Raw genomic sequence first — 17,316 nt, forward strand, 5'->3', positions numbered from 1 at the left:
AATAGGCTGCCTAGGGCGATCATCTAAGCAGCGGCGAAAAATAGGCAAAGTAGAAAAATGCGGGATAGGCAAGCTTCCCGCGCATGCGCAGCGCGGAAAAGCGCTTTGGAGAAAATTGCGTGCTCAAGGAATCTTACGCATTGCTGTTTCGATGCAATGCCAGCTAGAATCAAGCTATCGAACCAAGCCCGGCGAGGCAGCTAGTAAGCTAGTAAAGAGAGACTTGGCCGGGGCTTGAAACAAGTCATGAGTCTGAATGAAGGAGAAATGCGGATGGTACAAACATGGATCAAAATGAGGCGGAGCTGGGAATTGTATCTCCTGGTTCTTCTTCCGGTGCTTTATCTGATCATTTTTCAGTACATTCCCATGTTCGGCGTTATCATCGCATTCAAAGATTTCAATGTGATAAAAGGGATTTTGGGTAGCCCGTGGGTGGGCTTCAAGCACTTTAATGAATTGTTTCAATCACCGAATTTTCCGCTGCTAATCAAAAACACACTTCTAATCAGCTTATATTCTCTGATAGCAGGTTTTCCGATTCCGATTCTCCTGGCGCTGGCCCTGAACGAAATTCGAACGGGTTTTTTCAAACGATCCGTACAGATGATCACTTACGCGCCTCACTTTATTTCAACCGTCGTCATGGTATCGATCGTTATCCTGATGCTTTCGCCGCATGTCGGCGTCGTGGATCGGTTGTTCACGTTTTTCGGATGGCCAGGGACGAATTTCATGGGCGAGCCGACATTGTTCAAATCCATTTACGTTTGGTCCGGCGTATGGCAGGAAATGGGGTATGCCTCCATCATCTATATCGCCGCATTAGCCGGCGTCGATCCTTCACTCTATGAGGCAGCGCGGATGGACGGAGCGTCCCGAATCAAGAAAATCATTCATATCGATCTGCCTTCATTGATCCCGATTGCGGTTACGATGCTGATTCTCAGTTTGGGTAGCGCCATGGCGGTTGGCTTTGAAAAAATCTACCTGATGCAAAATTCGCTCAACCTGAGTACATCGGAGGTTATTTCCACTTACGTATACAAGGTCGGTCTCCTTGGGGCCAACTTCAGTTTCTCCTCCGCGGTCGGGTTGTTCAATTCCGTCATCAACCTGATGCTGCTCGTTATCGTCAATGCCATTGCCCGTAGAGTTTCAGAGAACAGCTTATGGTAGAAAGGCGGCCGTCTATGCTGACCAAACAAAGAATCAGGGAACCGTTCGGCGACCGCGTACTGCTAACCATCATTTATTTCCTGCTCGGTACGTTGACGCTGACGGTGCTTTATCCGCTGCTTTATATTTTAAGCTCGTCCATCAGCTCGCCTAACGCCGTCGTTTCCGGCCAAGTGTGGTTGTTTCCGGTCGAGTTTTCACTCCGAGCCTATAAGTCGATTTTTCAGAGCTCCCAGTTGATGCTGGGCTATTATAACAGCATTGTCTATACCGTCGTCGGCACATTTATCAACGTGGCCTTTACCGTGCTGATGGCTTTTCCCCTATCGCAGCGAACGATGGCTGGCCGTAAGTACATCATGATTCTCATGATGATCACGTTATTTTTCAGCGGCGGCCTTATACCCACTTACCTGTTGGTCAAAAATTTGCACATGCTGGATACACGTTGGGCGCTATGGCTTCCCGGAGCGTTCTCCGTCTTCCAGGTGATTATCGCAAGAACCTTTTTCCAAACCTCGATTCCGTTGGAACTGCAAGAGGCTTCCCAGATTGACGGCTGCCGAGATTCGCGTTATTTGTGGAGCATCGTTTTGCCGCTGTCGAAGCCGATTCTAGCCGTGATGACGCTGATGTATGCGGTAGGGCACTGGAACGCTTACTTTGATGCACTCATCTATTTGAGATCCGAGCATCTGTTTCCACTTCAATACGTCCTGCGGAATATGTTGATCCTTAACGCGGCCGACCCGGAGATGCTGGCGAATACGGCCCAGAAGCTGCGCGATCAAGGCTTCGAGCAGGTGCTGAAGTACGCGCTTATCGTCGTTGCCTGCGTGCCGGTGCTCATTATGTACCCGTTCGTGCAAAAGCATTTTGTCAAAGGGGTTATGATCGGCTCCTTAAAGGGCTAGCTGATTGAAGATAAGCCAGCGAAAACGTGAATTAAAGGTGGAGGTGAGGCGGCAGCCGATTCAAAGCGTTCAAAGGGCAATAAAGCTGGGGGAACTGCTCAAGTTTCACGAATACGTATGAGCAGGCAACAACTTATATGATCCAAGGAGGAATCAGACCTTTGAAAAAGTCCATTTGGGTATCGCTTATGCTTGTATTGATCAGCAGTATCGTCCTTTCCGCGTGTGGCAGCAGCGACAAGAAAGATAATGCCGGAGCCGGTAAAGCCAATACTGGAGCTGAAGCCTCGAACGACAAGGCTGCGGACGACAAGGCTGCGAACGAAACACCGTCCAAACCGGTTGATATTGGATTCTTTGCTCCGCAAGGGAAGGCGCCGCTCGAGGACAACGATTACACCAAGTTCGTGGAACAGAAATTCAACGTCAAGATCAAGTGGGACTTGGCGCCAACCGATGCGCTCGTAGACCGCAGACAGCTGCTGCTCGCGAGCGGCGACTATCCGGAGGTGTTCCTGGAAGGCAAATTCACGAATTCGGACCTGATGACATACGGCAAACAGGGTGTGTTGATTCCGCTTAACAATTTGATTGACAAGTACGCGCCGAATTTGAAAGCGATGATGGACAAGAAGCCTTATTTGAAAGAAGCGATGACGGCGCCGGACGGCAATATTTATGGGATTCCGCGCTTTAACGAGTGTTACCACTGCACGTTCTCGCAGAAGTATTGGATCAACAAGGAGTGGCTCGACAAGCTTGGTCTTTCCGTACCGACGACGACGGACGAGCTCTATAACGTATTGAAAGCCTTCAAAACGAAAGATCCGAACGGCAATGGAAAAGCGGATGAAATACCGCTCACCGGCGCGCCGAACAAATACGTCTGGAACGGTAATATCGATGCGTACCTCATGAATGCCTTTATTTACAATGATAATGACAAATACTTGACCGTTACGGACGGCAAAATAGATTTTGCCGCGAATAAGCCGCAGTGGAAGGAAGGTCTGGTTTACTTGCACAAGCTGTACAGCGACGGCTTGATCGACAAAGCGTCTTTTACGCAAAACGACCAAGCGGTCGGTCAGCTCGGTAATCGCGAGGGCGACGAAATCGTCGGTTCCATCACGACGGCGCTGCTCAGCTACCTGGTAAACACGTACGACGATAAGATCACGCGCCACAAGCATTGGGTCATCGTGCCGCCGCTTAAAGGACCTGAGGGCGTACAGCTTGCGGGCATGTGGCAGGGCTTTGGCGAGTTCGCCATGACCATTACAAATAAAGCAAGCGAAGAGCAGCAAATCGCAGCGATTAAAATTGCCGACTATGCCTTCAGTGAGGAAGGTGCGCTGCTCAGCGAATATGGCGTGAAAGAGGGAATTGGCTGGAAGAAAGCAGAAGCCGATGAGAAGAACATTGACGGGAAACCGGCCAAATACAGCTTCGCAAATCTTACACCAGTTGACCCAAATGTCGTTCGCAACGACAGCTGGTCGCTGCTGGGACCGAAGGATCTGTCAAAGGATTTCCGCGACTTGTTCGCAACAGCGCAGGATCCGCTGACCGGCGCAGGTTACGAGAAGCGTCTGGCCGACGCTACCGCCGCGTTCGCTCCGTATGCGCCTAAGGAATTCTATCCGGCCAGCGCATTCGTTCGTCCCGAAGATACGGACACGATCGCCCAGTTGGCGACGTCCATTAAAGACTACGTGCAGTCCAACATGGCACAGTTCATCATCGGCGATAAGAACATCGATAAGGATTGGGATGCCTATGTGAAAGGGTTCGACGGTTTGAACCTGCCGCAGTACATCCAAATCTATCAATCGGCGTTAGAGAAAAAATAAATCGAGAGCCAGCGCACGGGGGTGTCCCAAAAGTCATCAAAAGATGACGATGGATTCCTTGAATATAATTGGTTAAGGTAGGAATCCGCTCACATAGGCGAACGCTGACGCTTCTCCAGAATCATGCGACCTGCTCCGTTCAGGGCTCCTTGGCCTCGCGGACAACAACCGGAAAACGATGGACCGTGAACAGCAAGAGCCTTCGGATCTGCCGGGCTTGAAGGTAGAGGGTTTACCAATTTTGGTTACGGCCTGTTGAATGCAAATCAAGGGGGAAGCGCGATGCGCTTCCTTTTTTTGTTGACGGGTCACGTGAACGAGCCGGTAATTCTGAACAATTAGGCAACAGCCGGCATCATCGGTCATCGGCTTATGCATGCGGTCTCAAAAAAATGTTTTCCAAAATTTCGCAACTATTACAGGGAGTGTGACGTCTTACTAAGCAATGTTGGTAACTAGCACTGCCGAGAGACGCATTTCATGCGCTCGGGGCAAAAGAGAGCGTAGAGGAGACGTAGCATGAAATTGTTGAAATGGTTGTTGGTCGTATCGTTCTTATTGCTGCCTTTTACATCCGCAGCAGCATCCAATCTCGCTTCCGCGGAAGGCCTGGGGCAAGCGGATCCCGCTTCCGCCACGGATAAGCTGGTCCTGACGATGGGGAGCACCAAGATGATCCATAATGGCGTAACCTATACATCCGCGCAGCCGGTAGCCGCTATTAAGGGCAGAACCTTTATCCCGTTCAGCTCCATCGCAGCCCGCTACGGCTATAAGATTTCGTACGATGCCAAGCAGAAGGCGTCCATCGCGAAGAACGATCAGCATGAGCTCGTATTCAAGGTAGGCAGCGCCATCGCAACGCGAGACGGCGTCCAGGTTCAGCTGACTGGCGCAGCTTATATCTCGAAGGGTTACCTCATGGTGCCGCTGCGTTCATGGGGCGAGATGGCCGACAGCACGATCGCAGTCGTTGGCAATCAGATTACGCTGAAATGGTCAACAGTGGTCATTCCGCCTAAACCAACGGCGGATTTCGAAGTCCAGCCTGCCGAGATATATGCAGGGCAAACGATCGTCACCTACGTGGATCACGCGACGAATATGACGGGGCTGCCGCTCATGAACGAACGTTGGGACGGCCGGATGGATATGTTCCCGGCAGCGGGCACCTATACCATCACAAGAGAAGTGGAAGACAGCAATGGCGTCTGGAGCGATCCGTTCTCCGTCACCGTGACGGTCAAACCGCCGAATCTGCCGCCGGTGGCGGATTTCTCCACGGATAAGCCGCAGTACCGCATCGGCGAGAACGTGACGTACACGGACCTGAGCACCGATGACGAGAACGCTATCGTCCGCAGCACGTTTACAGGCAACGACAAGGCTTTCTTCGAGCCGGGCGACAAGCTCGTCACGCTGGTCGTCGAAGACAAGAACGGCATGACGTCCACCGTGACGAAGACGATTACAGTCACGAGCCAAGTGCTGTATACCAAAGACGAATATGACCGGCTGTTCACGGCGACTGGCGATATCTATGCGGTTGACGGTGCTTCCGTGTTGAACTTCCCGGCTTACGCATACAAGATCGTATCGGAGCCGGCCCAAATGGTTCGCAGTAACAGCCCGGAGACACTACTGCAAGAAGGCATTGAGTACCGCGCGCAATTGACTGGGAAAGTCCGGTTCATGTTTCATAATGTCAATAATATCGGGTACCCAGTTACCATACATCTACTGGCGACCAATATGGGGAGTTCCGCAGCGAGTTATAGTAAGAGCGCTTCGGGCATGGGCGGACCGACGGCTTCGCCCGAGCTGGCCGGCAAGCTGTCCACGTCCCGTTATCTAACCTCGCTGGCAAGCAATCCGACTCCGCAGTGGTCGACGATCCAGCCAGGCCAGACGATCGAAGTTCTGCCTGACATTGCCAAGACGCCAATAAAGCAGGGAGAGTCGCTTAGCTCTTACGTCGACGCCTATTCTGATAAAGAGCTGCTATACAACATCGTCGTCACGGCCGTGGGCAAGGATCCGATTGCAGAGCTGCCAAACCTGGCGGTGATGCCGCGCTACGACAAGCATGTAAGAGGCACGTTTAACAATGCCGATCGTTCTATCGATATCGATGAACAGCTCGGCGCTTCGCCGCAGCGTATCATGTTCGGCGATAAGGGCGGAGCGGATTCGATCTTGGACGGAATCGACGAGACGACGGGTGAGCTGGAGTACAATCGAGGCAATTACGGCGTGCTGTACCGCTTGCATCTGTCACATGTCGCGCCGCGCACTTTGATCTCGCTTAATGCGCGGGGCGGTCTGTATACGGGGGCGTTCCTCGTCAATGGGCAGCTCGTGACGGTCGCGAATAACCAGGCACTGCGGAGTAACGCCCAATCTGCTGTCATGTATCGAACGGGAGAGAACGAGGAAGCGATCGATATCGTGTTCACGATCGCATCGGGGAGCAACCTGCCGATCGCAATGACGTTTACGCCGCTACCGCAGCTGCGACAATAGCCAGCCCTTTCTAGACCCAAAGCAGCCTTAGTTCGGTATGAGCCGGGCTAACGCTGCTTTCTTTCTATTCCCAACCTACCTGCGGACACGACGACGATTCGAAGACTGGAGGAATGACATGAACAGCGGCTTTCAGATGGATACCGATGCCAATCGGCGGCAAACACTGGCACGAACGAAGCAAGCGGCGCTTATCGCCCTGCAGGAATATGAGGTGGATTGGCATGCCATCCACTTTATCCAAGTATCTGAGCATGCGACCTTTCGCGTGGAGAGCAGCACGGGGGAACACTATTTGCTCCGCATCCATGCGTCCAGCAAGCCGGATGATGCAACGAAATCCGAGCTGGAATGGTTAGCATTTCTGAGGAGCAAGGGGACAATCGTGCCGCATGGGGTACCTAACCGTGCAGGGGGGATGATAGTTCATCTTGTGCTCGATGACGGTCAGCGGTTTGATGCAACCCTATTAACGTGGATTGAAGGTGAGCGGCTGGATCGAGGAACACTTACGGAAGATCATATCGCTAGAATGGGGTTGTTATTGGCGGAGCTTCACGAGAGCAGTGCTGATTTCATTCCGCCCAGCGGCTTCACGCGTCCAATCTGGGGAAGCGAGAGCTTTAAGCGAGACTGGTCGCATTTGCAGCGGCATCACAGCCACTTCATTACCGAGCATGCTTTCGAGCTGTATTCCAGGGCAGCTGACAAAGTAGCGGGTCATCTCGCTGCCCTTATTCCCATAGAACGACACTATGGCATGATTCATGCAGACCTGCATATCGGGAATATCGTTATCCATGCGGATAAACCCTATGCGATCGATTTCGGCAGATGCGGCTTCGGCCATCATCTGTACGACATGGCTCAATCGATTATGGGGCTTCGTCCGCATCATAGAAAGCAATTCATAGAAGGCTACAAGAAGGTGAGGACGATGGGCGACGACGCCATTCCGCTGCTGGAGAGCTTCTTGATCATGTCGTTGATGGAGGCGTACAGCTTCCATGCGGAGAATATGCTAGAGGCGGAAGGCTTGATAGAAGAGCAGCCCTATGCGATGGCCTTATTGAATGCTTACGTGAACGGGGAGCCGTTCTTGTTCCAGCCGCTTGATGAAGTTTCGATTGAAGTTTCGATGGCGGATGGGACGTAAGGATGGATTGAAAGCAGGCTGGAAGCCCGATGACTTCGGTTACGTACCGAAGCCATCGGACAAGGCTGCCGGGAACGATCACATTTTGACCAAGCCGCTATCCTGCAGCGGTTATCGTTTGCTTTCACATGCTAATTCAAATGCCGTGTCATTACGCCGATTTCCGTCTTGAAGCCGACGTTTATGCGGTCCCATCCATTGACCGAGACAATCAGGAAGCTGAGATCCGATATTTCCTTCTCCGAGAAATACGCGCGAACATTGTCATACACATCGTCAGGTACGCCTTGATCCGGCAAATTCGTCAATATATCGGTCCATTTCAGGGCGGCCCTTTCCCGCGGCGTAAACAACGTCGATTCCTGCCAATTTAAGATTGCATCAAGGCGCAGCTCGCTCTCACCATGAATCTTGGCTTGCTTGAGATGCATATCCAGGCAGAATCCGCATCCATTTAGCTGCGAAGCTCGGATTGAAACAAGATCTACCATACTTCCTTCAATGGCGCCTTCACTCAAGGCGTTGGTGAAGGCCAGAAACTTTTTGAAGAGTTCCGGCGATTGCTGGGCAAAATTCACACGTTGCGTCATAGGCGATGCCTCTCTTTACTGAAAAATGGGAATCCAAGCTCTCCTTGTTGTTCGAAATAGGCCATGGCTGCTGACTAAGCTTGGCAGGAGGTAACAGCATTTCCAAGCATGGTAAGCCTTAGTGTATACCGCCGCGTATTCCGCTATGCCAGCAAGTCGTATGAATCGACCGGGTTTATACGATTCCTGCCGCGGTCGCGGAAGCGCTCAAGAAAATACACGGGGCTGTATCTGAAGACATCTTGGATGCCTTCAGGTACAGCCCCGCTTGTGGGATCCATAGACGAACGGACAACTTTACATAGGAAGTGCCTTGCGCGAGCTGTCCCTTAGTCGAACAAGTCGCCGAACACATCCAAGACTGATTTCTTTCTCTTCTTCGAGTAAGCATCATGGGGTTTGTAACCAGGTTGATGAGCAGAGGAGGAAGAATAACCGCCGGGTTGGTGGGCGTTCTCGCTGCGCCGTTCATCGTCCCGTTCGCGGTGATGCCATTCGTTATATTCGTCACGGACCTCGCGGACATTGCTCATCAGCTTGTCCAGCTCGCCTCGGTCCAGCCAAACTCCCTTACAGCTTGGGCAGACATCGATCAGGATGCCATTCTTCTCCACTTCCCGCATACGAGAATCATCACAAACCGGACATTTCAATGCAATCGCCTCCTTGATAGATTAACTTTTCTATACGTTGGAATCGCTGAGCGGTTTCGATATTTGAACCTGCGGATGCGCGCGTCTGCTGCGCTTCTTGATGTTCCTCTCTAGCCGGCCGCCGGCCGCTTGTAACGGCAGCTCATAGAAATGGAAACATAGTAAACAGAGGCGTTCCATGGGACATCCCAGATGACGATGGAGCGCTATTTTTTGTGAAAACTTGGGATATGCTTGTCCTTTTGGTATGCTGGGAGCAGCAGAGCGCCGGATTGCATAATCGGCAGACGGCAAGCAAATACTTCCATTGCTTCGCTTCCGCAATTATAAGAGACAGAAGGTTGCGTATGAACGACAAAATGGTGCTGCCGGTCTGGACGATCGGCTTGTTTATTGTAGTCATGAATACGACGATGTTTAACGTATCCATCCCTACGATTATTACGGATCTTCGCATCACCGCAGACCTGGGTTCCTGGATTATTTCAAGCTATTCCATCGGATACGCGTTATCCACCGTTATTTACAGCCGGCTATCGGATGGCGTCCCGATTCGCAGACTGCTGGCGATCGGACTCATTACGCTCGGCCTAGGATCGGTCTTCGGCTTGTTTGCAACAAACTTCAACGCGCTGCTCCTGGCGCGGATATGCCAGTCTGCGGGAGCAGGGGTTATGGCGGGACTAGGTCTTGTGCTTGTAAGCCAGTACGTACCGGCGGAGAGGCGGGGCTCGGCGATTGCGATGATTTCTTCGGGCAGCGCCATGGCATTCGGTCTTGGTCCCATCGTAGGCGGAGCGATCAGCCATTACTGGGGCTGGAACGGCCTGTTCGCCATGACCTGTCTGGTGCTGCTCATTCTCCCGATTCTGCTGCGGCTCCTGCCAAGGGAGACGGTGACGAAATCTAAATTTGATCTTAACGGGGCAAGCTTGACCGTCGTTAATGCGGCAACACTGCTGCTGGCTGTGACGCAGCAGTCCATTATTTGGCTAATCGTCAGCGTGCTGTCGTTCTTGGTTCATGCTTGGCATATGAAGAGGGCGAACGGGGCGGCCTTCATTAATCCGGCGCTGCTCGCCAATTCCGCTTATCTGAAGCTGCTGGCGGTCGGGTTCTCGATCTTGGTCTTGAATTTGGGCAATCTGTTCCTGATGCCGCTGGTGCTTGCGAATTTGTTTCACAAATCCGCCCTCGTGATCGGTCTGATGATTGCGCCCGGCGCGATTTTGTCATCCTTGCTCGCGCGCTTCGTCGGGCTCTTGATCGACCGATACGGCAGCATGCGGATGATGCTGATCGGTCACGGCGTGCTGGCGCTCGTCATGCTCGTTTTTTATATGAACGCGGGCGCTTCGCCGGCCGTCATTCTTTGCGGTTATCTATGCTTCTCGCCGGCTTTCTCGGGAACGCTGTCCTCGCTTAATAACGAAACCTCGCGAATCCTGCCCAAGTCTTTCATCGGCTCAGGGATGGGCTTCATGCAATTGATACAGTTCTTTGGCGGCTCCATTTCGGTCGCGGTTTGCGGCATTCTGCTTGAAGTGCAGAAGAAAACAACGCTCGTACATAGCTACCAGAACGTCTACGGCATCTTATTCATCGTCATTCTTTGCTCGCTTGGCATGGTTTGGTTATACAAGAAAACGAAGATCAAGAGCTTTTCCTGATGAGGGATGCACGTAGTAAAAGAAAACGATTCTGAACAGGAAGCGGACAGCGGGAGCTGTTCGCTTTATTTGCGTTTTGGCAGCCGCGCGGAAGGTACTTTCGCTTGGCATGGCAGGTCTTTTCCAATTTTTACGTCTCTCTCTGTCTATATTTGCTATAATAGATAGGGCTTTAGAACGATGGCAAGATGAAGAAAACGACAAAGGACGGCGTATACGAGTGATGAAGCGTTCGACGGCAATGATACTATTAATCGGATCGCAGCTGATTTACGTCGTGTCCCTGATTGGCTGGCTGTTCGTCTTGGGCATGTCCGCCATGGGATTCGACGACCCCAAAGCAATGAACAGCGTCATGCTGTGGTTGATTTTGGCTTATATTCTTGTGTATCCGGCAGCAGTGCTCATTTCGGCGGTTGCAGCCTGGATTAAGTTTGCCCGTGGACGATTGAAGGCGGCCTTGATTTGGAATGCGGTCCCGCTGCTTTGGCTCGTTCCTCTGCTTGTGCTGTTGTTCATTGTGTTTTTATCTTAGCGCTGCCGGGCGAAGCAGGTCCTATCGGGGATTTTCCGGGCGGGGTCTGCTTTTTTTGTCGAAACTATCTCGTTGACACCTCGAAAATCTAATAGTATGCTTCACATGTAATCGATTACGTAAACGATTACACGATTTACGACAGAGGTGGAATTATTTTGTCCAAGGCAACAATTAAGCAGGTCGCGGCCGAGGCCGAGGTGTCGACAGCCACGGTATCCCGTGTGCTGAACAGCTCCGGCTATGTCAGTCCGGATGTGAAAGCGCGCGTCTACGATGCCGTAACCAAGCTGAATTACCAGCCCAGCGCGATCGCCAGAAGCTTGAAGCAGGATAAGACGTTTATGATCGGCGTGGTCGTCCCCGATATATCCAATCCTTACTTTATGGGCATTTCCCGGGGAATAGAAGATGTCGCTTCGAAGGAAGGCTTTCAGATGCTGTTCTGCAGCTCTGACGAGGATTCGGCCAAGGAAGACAGGTTGCTGCGGCTGCTTCACGAGAAACGAGTAGACGCGATCGTGCTCGCCACGTCGGGAGGAAATGGCGGACTTATCGCCAATTTGATCGATAACGGACAGCCCATCGTGCTGATTGACCGGAAGCTGGAATTGTCGGAAGGTTTGCCCAAGCTTGACCTTGTAGCCGAGGACAACAGCCATAGCGCTTATTTATTGACGAAAGCGCTGCTGGACGACGGGCATACGCGCATCGGCGCAGTGAACGGTCCGACCCGCGTAAGCACGGGGCGCGAACGTCTTGAGGGCGTGCTTCAAGCAATGAAAGAGCACGGCTTGGAGGATCAATTGCTGCTCTACAGCGGCGATTTCTCAATCGCTGGCGGCGAACGGGCCGTCCGGCAGTTCCTGCAGGAGGTAAGCAAGCCGACGGCGATCGTCTCGCTGAACAACCAGATGAGCCTTGGCGTGCTGCTGGAGCTGGTGCGCAGCGGGCTTCATATCCCGAACGACATGGCGGTCGCTTCCTTCGGGGAGGTGGAATCCGTTCTACTGTTGAAGCAGCCGGGCTTCTACTATGTCGACCAGCACCCCTATGATATGGGTGTCAGAGCCGGTGAACTACTGCTTCGTTTGATCCAGAAGGATAGCGGCACGGAGGATCCTGTTACGGCGATATTCAGCAATGAAGTAAAGCAGATGCTTTGAATTCGTTTGTTAACACTCGTTTAGGAGGAATGCAGCAATGGATATTCAGATCGGCAATCGGCTTCAAGGCAGCATGCCGAAGATCGGCATTCGGCCCATTATCGACGGACGCCGCGGGGGCATCCGGGAATCGCTTGAGGACGTAACGATGGAAATGGCGAGGAGCGCAGCGGCGTTCTTGTCCGGCAATCTAAGGCATAGCAACGGACTGCCTGTGGAATGCGTGATTGCGGATACGTGCATCGGCGGAGCGGCAGAGGCCGCGCGGGCGGAAGAGAAGTTCGCGCGCGCGGGGGTCGGCGTTACGATTTCCGTGACGCCGTCTTGGTGTTATCCGACCGAGACGATGGACACGAACCCGGCAAGGCCGAAGGCCGTATGGGGCTTCAACGGCACGGAGCGTCCGGGCGCCGTCTATCTCGCCGCCGTGCTTGCCGCGCATAATCAGAAGGGGCTGCCGGCATTCTCCATCTATGGCCGCGACGTCCAAGATATCGGCGATACAACCCTGACGCCGGATGTCCAGGAGAAGCTGCTGCAGTTCGCCAAAGCTGGACTTGCGGTTGCCACGATGCAGGGCAAATCGTATTTATCCATGGGCTCGGTATCCATGGGCATCGCCGGCTGTATCGTCGATGAGTCCTTCTTCCAGCGGTACCTCGGCATTCGCAACGAGTACGTCGACATGACGGAATTCGTGCGCCGGATGGAGCTGGGCATTTATGATAAAGCAGAATTTGAAAGCGCTCTCTCTTGGGTGAAGGCAAATTGCAGGGAAGGCGCGGAAGTCAATCCGGTCCACCTGCAGCGGACAGCGGAGCAGCAGGAAGCCGATTGGGAAACCGTCGTCAAAATGACGCTTATTGCGCGCGACCTTATGATCGGCAATCCGAAGCTGAACGCGATTGGATACGGCGAAGAGGCGCTCGGGCATAACGCGATTGCCGCCGGCTTCCAAGGGCAGCGCGCATGGACGGATTATTATCCGAATGGCGATTTCATGGAGGCGATGCTCACATCCTCCTTCGATTGGAACGGCATCCGTGAGCCATTCATGCTGGCGACGGAGAACGATACGCTTAACGGCATCACCATGCTGTTCGGTCACTTGCTGACGGACGCTGCGCAAATTTTCGCGGACGTTCGCACGTATTGGAGCCCAGACGCGGTGAAGCGGGTAACAGGCCATCAGCTGGAAGGCCCGGCGGCAGGCGGCATTATTCATCTCATCAACTCCGGACCGGCGGCGCTGGACGGCACGGGCCGGCAGACGCTGGACGGCAAGCCGGCGATGAAACCGTTCTGGAACATTACGGAGCAGGAAGTGGAGGATTGCCTCGCTGCCGTACGCTGGAGTCCAGCGGTCGACTTCTTCCGCGGCGGCGGCTTCTCCACGGACTTCACGACGAAGAGCAGCATGCCGGTGACGATGGCGCGCATCAACCTCATCGCGGGGCTTGGACCGGTGCTGCAGCTTGCCGAGGGCTATACGGTAGAGCTGCCGGACGATGTGCATGACAAATTGGATCAGCGCAGCAATCCGACATGGCCGACGACCTGGTTCGTGCCGAATGTGACGGGCGAAGGGCTGTTCAAGGACGTGTACACGGTGATGAACAATTGGGGGTCCAACCACGCTTCCATCAGCTATGGCCATGTCGGCGGCGATCTCATTACGCTTGCGTCGATGCTCCGCATTCCGGTCAGCATGCACAACGTTGCGGATGACCGCGTATTTCGTCCAAGCCTCTGGAGTGTGTTTGGCGGCATGGATCCCGTCGGTGCCGATTTCCGCGCCTGCGCAGCGCTCGGACCGCTGTATCGCTAGCCCGCAAAACGACAGAACGTTGCTATTGGACTGCAACCTACTTACCTAACGATGAGGAGAGATCGACGATGAACAGCTTCAATGGACTGGATATGCATTTGGGCAGCTTGGCGAGACTATCGGATGCAAGAACAAGATCCATCAGCCCGGAAAATTTCACCGGTGAGAAGGGCAAAGGCGGCATGGCTGACACCGGGACGGGCGCGAACTGCGCACGCGACCTCGGCGTTGGCTGGAAGGTTTCGCCGTCCGTCGAGATTGCACCCGGTGCAACGTTCACCATGGGCGAAATCCAAGGACCTGGTGCCATTCAGCATATTTGGCTGACCTGCATACCGACATCTTGGCGCAATATGATTCTCCGCTTCTATTGGGACGGAGAAGCGAATCCTTCGGTCGAGGTGCCGGTTGGCGATTTCTTCTGCAACGGCTGGCAGGAGCGCAGCAATGTGAATTCGCAGCCTGTGGCTGTTAATCCGGCAGGCGGCATGAACTGCTACTGGCAGATGCCCTTCCGCCAGTCGGCGCGCATCACGATGGAGAATACATCGACGGAGAAGGCCGTCTTGTACTACCAAATCGATTACACGCTGACGGAAGTGCCTGAGGACATGGCTTATTTTCACGCGCAATGGCGAAGAAGCAATCCCGTTCCTTACAAGGATGTCCATACGCTTCTGGACGGCGTGTCGGGCAAGGGTCATTACGTGGGAACGTACTGCGCATGGCAGGTTAACAACACAGGCTGGTGGGGCGAAGGCGAAATCAAGTTCTTCATGGACGGCGATGGGGAATTCCCGACGATTTGCGGCACGGGCACCGAGGATTATTTTGGCGGGGCATGGAACTGGGAGCAGCCGCAGGGGCAGTACGGGACGTATTCCACCGCTTATCTCGGCATGCATCAGGTGATCAAGCCGGACGGCCTGTACCGCAGCCAAGCACGCTTCGGCATGTATCGGTGGCATGTGCTCGATCCGATCCGTTTCGAGAAGGAGATCAAGGTGACCATTCAAGATCTTGGCTGGCGCTCCGGAGGACGCTACTTGCCCCAGCAGAGCGATATCGCGTCGACGACGTTCTGGTACCAATCGGAGCCGCATGCGCCGTTCCCGGCGTTACCTGGCAATGACGAACGGGAGGTCATCTAGGAAAGCTGCGCTGGAAGATCGAGATTACGATAGACACCTTCATAGTGAATTTCGTATAATCATATGGAATTCATTATACCCATTCAGGAGGAGTCAATGTGAGAGGGATCGTCAATCCGATCGTGCCGGGCTGGTATGCAGACCCGGAAGCAAGAACGTATGAGGGCCAATATTGGATCTATGTGACCCGATCCATTACGGAATATACGAAGCAGATGAATCTGGAGGCGTTCAGCTCTCCCGATCTGATCACGTGGACGAAGCATGAAGGCATTATCGCCATGGAGGATTTTCCTTGGATTTGGCGTGCCGTGTGGGCACCGACCATCATCGAGAGCAAGGGCCGCTATTATCTGGTGTTCGCTTCCAACGATATTCAGAGCAACGACGAGGTCGGCGGTCTTGAAATCGCTGTCTCCGATACGCCGGAAGGACCTTTCCGCGGCTACCTCGGCAAGCCGCTCATCGACCGGTTCATTCATGGCGCTCAGCCGATCGACGCGCATCTTTTCAAAGACGATGACGGCGCGATCTATATGTATTACGGCGGCTGGAGCCACTGCAACGTTGCGAAGCTGAACGAGGACATGACCGGCTTCGTGCCGTTCGAGAACGGCGAGACGCATATCAGCATCACGCCGGAAGGCTATGTGGAAGGGCCTTGCATGATCAAGAAGGACGGTCTCTATTACTTGATGTGGTCCGAAGGCGGCTGGGGAGACGGGTCGTACCGCGTGGCTTACGGCGTGAGCGAAAGTCCGATCGGTCCATTCGCGTCCAAAGGGACGATTCTGCAGCGGCAGGAGCCGATTGCAGAAGGGCCAGGCCATCACGGCTACCTGCATCTGCCGGAGAACGACGAATGGTTGATCGTGTATCACCGCCGTATCATCGGGGACACGGAGCGGGGGAACCGCGCTTTGTGCATCGACAAGATGCAGATCGGTGACGGTGTTATTGGGCCGGTCACGATGACGGACAGCTGGTAAGCAAAGACGCCGGAATCGAGCGTCATGGCGGATGTACGCCAATAAAGTCATAAAGAAGAGGCCCTTGCGATTGCCGCAGGGGCCTCTTCTTTTGCTGGAAACCGTCCATTTGCAGGGCGTCAATGCCGCTTCCCGCGCATAAGGCAAGGCGTCCGCTCGCACGATTCGGGCTAGATCATCCGCGCCAGTGGATGCCGGCGCAAGCCTGCGGTGACCGCTGCTTACGATTGACAGGAGGTACCAATGGCGGCTATACTTTTCGCTGTGCGATCGTTCAATGAAACGTTGGAGGGACCTTTGGATGGCAAGGATCAACACTCGAAAAGAGCAAGCATTGGCAACACGAGAGAAGCTGCTGGAGACAGCTAAAGCTCTTTTCGCGGAGACGGGCTACCACGGCACTCCCGTGCGTGCAATTACGAGACAGATCGGTATGGGCGATGGTATTCTGTATCACTACTTTCCTGGCGGCAAGCAGGAGATCATGTCCGTGCTGCTGCGCGAAAGCTTCAAACGCCGCGAGCTTGAGATCGTACGGCTGACGAACGAAGCGAACGAGGAGCTGCCGCTTCGCGATGCGCTTCAAGTCATGACGACGAAATTCAACGAGCTGTTCGTCAATGATTTGGACCTCATGCGCATCCTGTTCCGGGAGAACGACCTGCTGGATTTGGAAGAAGCGAAGCAGCTCTCCGTAATGCTGAAGGAACAGACGGAACGGATCGCGGATTTCTTGCGCAGGCGGCATGCGAAGGGCGAAATCAGGCCGATGAATTTCTCGCTGGCTGCCCAGCAGTTCTCGTCGATGTGGATGCAGTATACGCTGAGCACAATCAGCGGGATTAAATTGGTAACCGAACCGGATGTTGCTGCGTATATGGAAGAGATGATCGATTTCACGCTGAGCCTATGGCGGGCATGATGCGTCGATCCCCGGTAGGTTGACGAATAGACACACACCTTATCCTTGAGCAGGCTTGTCGACTGGGCAAGGATTTCTTGTTGCCTCTTTACTGAGCAATCGTTCAATCAACCGGAATAAGCAAACGAAGTACAGGTCTACATAAGCTTGGCTGTGCTTCAAATTTTATAATGTTGAAGGTGATAAC

Annotated in this window: 14 protein-coding genes; 12 read left to right on the forward strand and 2 right to left on the reverse strand. The window is 53.5% G+C overall.

The window, feature by feature from the left end; genetic code table 11:
* The first annotated feature begins 273 nt into the window (after window positions 1-273).
* The 5 genes from KXU80_RS27380 (at window position 274) to KXU80_RS27400 (ending at window position 7,625) form a co-directional block, all read left to right on the forward strand.
* Window positions 274-1,179 carry an ABC transporter permease gene (locus KXU80_RS27380; RefSeq protein WP_258171179.1) on the forward strand — a complete coding sequence of 302 codons (906 nt, stop codon included), beginning with the start codon at window positions 274-276 and terminating at the stop codon, window positions 1,177-1,179.
* A 14-nt stretch (window positions 1,180-1,193) separates the two neighbouring features.
* On the forward strand, window positions 1,194-2,093 hold the full coding sequence (locus KXU80_RS27385; protein ID WP_219836225.1) for a carbohydrate ABC transporter permease: 900 nt from the start codon (window positions 1,194-1,196) through the stop codon (window positions 2,091-2,093).
* Between the two features lie 161 nt (window positions 2,094-2,254).
* Complete coding sequence (locus KXU80_RS27390; RefSeq protein ID WP_219836226.1) at window positions 2,255-3,946, forward strand: type 2 periplasmic-binding domain-containing protein; 1,692 nt, start codon at window positions 2,255-2,257, stop codon at window positions 3,944-3,946.
* Window positions 3,947-4,465: 519 nt separating this feature from the next.
* Window positions 4,466-6,469, forward strand: a complete 2,004-nt coding sequence (locus KXU80_RS27395) for a stalk domain-containing protein (RefSeq protein ID WP_219836227.1) — start codon at window positions 4,466-4,468, stop codon at window positions 6,467-6,469.
* Between the two features lie 118 nt (window positions 6,470-6,587).
* Entirely contained in the window at window positions 6,588-7,625 is a 1,038-nt protein-coding gene (locus KXU80_RS27400) for a phosphotransferase enzyme family protein (RefSeq protein WP_219836228.1), read from the forward strand.
* A gap of 131 nt (window positions 7,626-7,756) precedes the next feature.
* On the opposite strand, the gene KXU80_RS27405 is transcribed toward KXU80_RS27400, so the two are convergent.
* Together KXU80_RS27405 and KXU80_RS27410 are read right to left on the reverse strand one after the other, a co-directional pair.
* Complete coding sequence (locus KXU80_RS27405; protein WP_219836229.1) at window positions 7,757-8,215, reverse strand: carboxymuconolactone decarboxylase family protein; 459 nt, start codon at window positions 8,213-8,215, stop codon at window positions 7,757-7,759.
* 329 nt (window positions 8,216-8,544) lie between these two features.
* The gene (locus tag KXU80_RS27410) at window positions 8,545-8,868 is read right to left on the reverse strand and encodes a TFIIB-type zinc ribbon-containing protein (protein ID WP_219836230.1); all 324 of its coding nucleotides are present in this window, start codon (window positions 8,866-8,868) and stop codon (window positions 8,545-8,547) included.
* A gap of 347 nt (window positions 8,869-9,215) precedes the next feature.
* Here KXU80_RS27410 and KXU80_RS27415 point away from each other — a divergent pair, with 347 nt between their 5' ends.
* The 7 genes from KXU80_RS27415 (at window position 9,216) to KXU80_RS27445 (ending at window position 17,129) form a co-directional block, all read left to right on the forward strand.
* Window positions 9,216-10,538: an MFS transporter gene (locus KXU80_RS27415; RefSeq protein ID WP_219836231.1), complete on the forward strand. Its 1,323-nt coding sequence runs from the start codon at window positions 9,216-9,218 to the stop codon at window positions 10,536-10,538.
* 220 nt (window positions 10,539-10,758) lie between these two features.
* Window positions 10,759-11,073: a hypothetical protein gene (locus tag KXU80_RS27420; protein ID WP_219836232.1), complete on the forward strand. Its 315-nt coding sequence runs from the start codon at window positions 10,759-10,761 to the stop codon at window positions 11,071-11,073.
* Between the two features lie 158 nt (window positions 11,074-11,231).
* A complete protein-coding gene (locus tag KXU80_RS27425; protein WP_219836233.1) occupies window positions 11,232-12,239 on the forward strand; it encodes a LacI family DNA-binding transcriptional regulator in 1,008 nt (335 codons plus the stop codon).
* Between the two features lie 37 nt (window positions 12,240-12,276).
* The gene (locus tag KXU80_RS27430) at window positions 12,277-14,067 is read left to right on the forward strand and encodes an L-fucose isomerase (protein WP_219836234.1); all 1,791 of its coding nucleotides are present in this window, start codon (window positions 12,277-12,279) and stop codon (window positions 14,065-14,067) included.
* A gap of 68 nt (window positions 14,068-14,135) precedes the next feature.
* Complete coding sequence (locus tag KXU80_RS27435) at window positions 14,136-15,218, forward strand: glycoside hydrolase family 172 protein (RefSeq protein WP_219836235.1); 1,083 nt, start codon at window positions 14,136-14,138, stop codon at window positions 15,216-15,218.
* A gap of 98 nt (window positions 15,219-15,316) precedes the next feature.
* Window positions 15,317-16,207: a glycoside hydrolase family 43 protein gene (locus KXU80_RS27440; protein ID WP_219836236.1), complete on the forward strand. Its 891-nt coding sequence runs from the start codon at window positions 15,317-15,319 to the stop codon at window positions 16,205-16,207.
* A 301-nt stretch (window positions 16,208-16,508) separates the two neighbouring features.
* A complete protein-coding gene (locus KXU80_RS27445; protein ID WP_219836237.1) occupies window positions 16,509-17,129 on the forward strand; it encodes a TetR/AcrR family transcriptional regulator in 621 nt (206 codons plus the stop codon).
* Window positions 17,130-17,316 lie beyond the last annotated feature (187 nt).

Origin of the sequence: Paenibacillus sp. R14(2021) (genome assembly GCF_019431355.1) — a bacterium.
GTDB lineage: Bacteria > Bacillota > Bacilli > Paenibacillales > Paenibacillaceae > Paenibacillus_Z.

Excerpts from the sequence above, each read along its gene's own strand:
- KXU80_RS27380 (WP_258171179.1), top strand. The coding sequence starts at position 274 with ATGGTACAAACATGGATCAAAATGAGGCGGAGCTGGGAATTGTATCTC.
- KXU80_RS27385 (WP_219836225.1), top strand. The coding sequence starts at position 1,194 with ATGCTGACCAAACAAAGAATCAGGGAACCGTTCGGCGACCGCGTACTG.
- KXU80_RS27395 (WP_219836227.1), top strand. The coding sequence starts at position 4,466 with ATGAAATTGTTGAAATGGTTGTTGGTCGTATCGTTCTTATTGCTGCCT.
- KXU80_RS27400 (WP_219836228.1), top strand. The coding sequence starts at position 6,588 with ATGAACAGCGGCTTTCAGATGGATACCGATGCCAATCGGCGGCAAACA.
- KXU80_RS27405 (WP_219836229.1), bottom strand. The coding sequence starts at position 8,215 with ATGACGCAACGTGTGAATTTTGCCCAGCAATCGCCGGAACTCTTCAAA.
- KXU80_RS27415 (WP_219836231.1), top strand. The coding sequence starts at position 9,216 with ATGAACGACAAAATGGTGCTGCCGGTCTGGACGATCGGCTTGTTTATT.
- KXU80_RS27430 (WP_219836234.1), top strand. The coding sequence starts at position 12,277 with ATGGATATTCAGATCGGCAATCGGCTTCAAGGCAGCATGCCGAAGATC.
- KXU80_RS27435 (WP_219836235.1), top strand. The coding sequence starts at position 14,136 with ATGAACAGCTTCAATGGACTGGATATGCATTTGGGCAGCTTGGCGAGA.
- KXU80_RS27445 (WP_219836237.1), top strand. The coding sequence starts at position 16,509 with ATGGCAAGGATCAACACTCGAAAAGAGCAAGCATTGGCAACACGAGAG.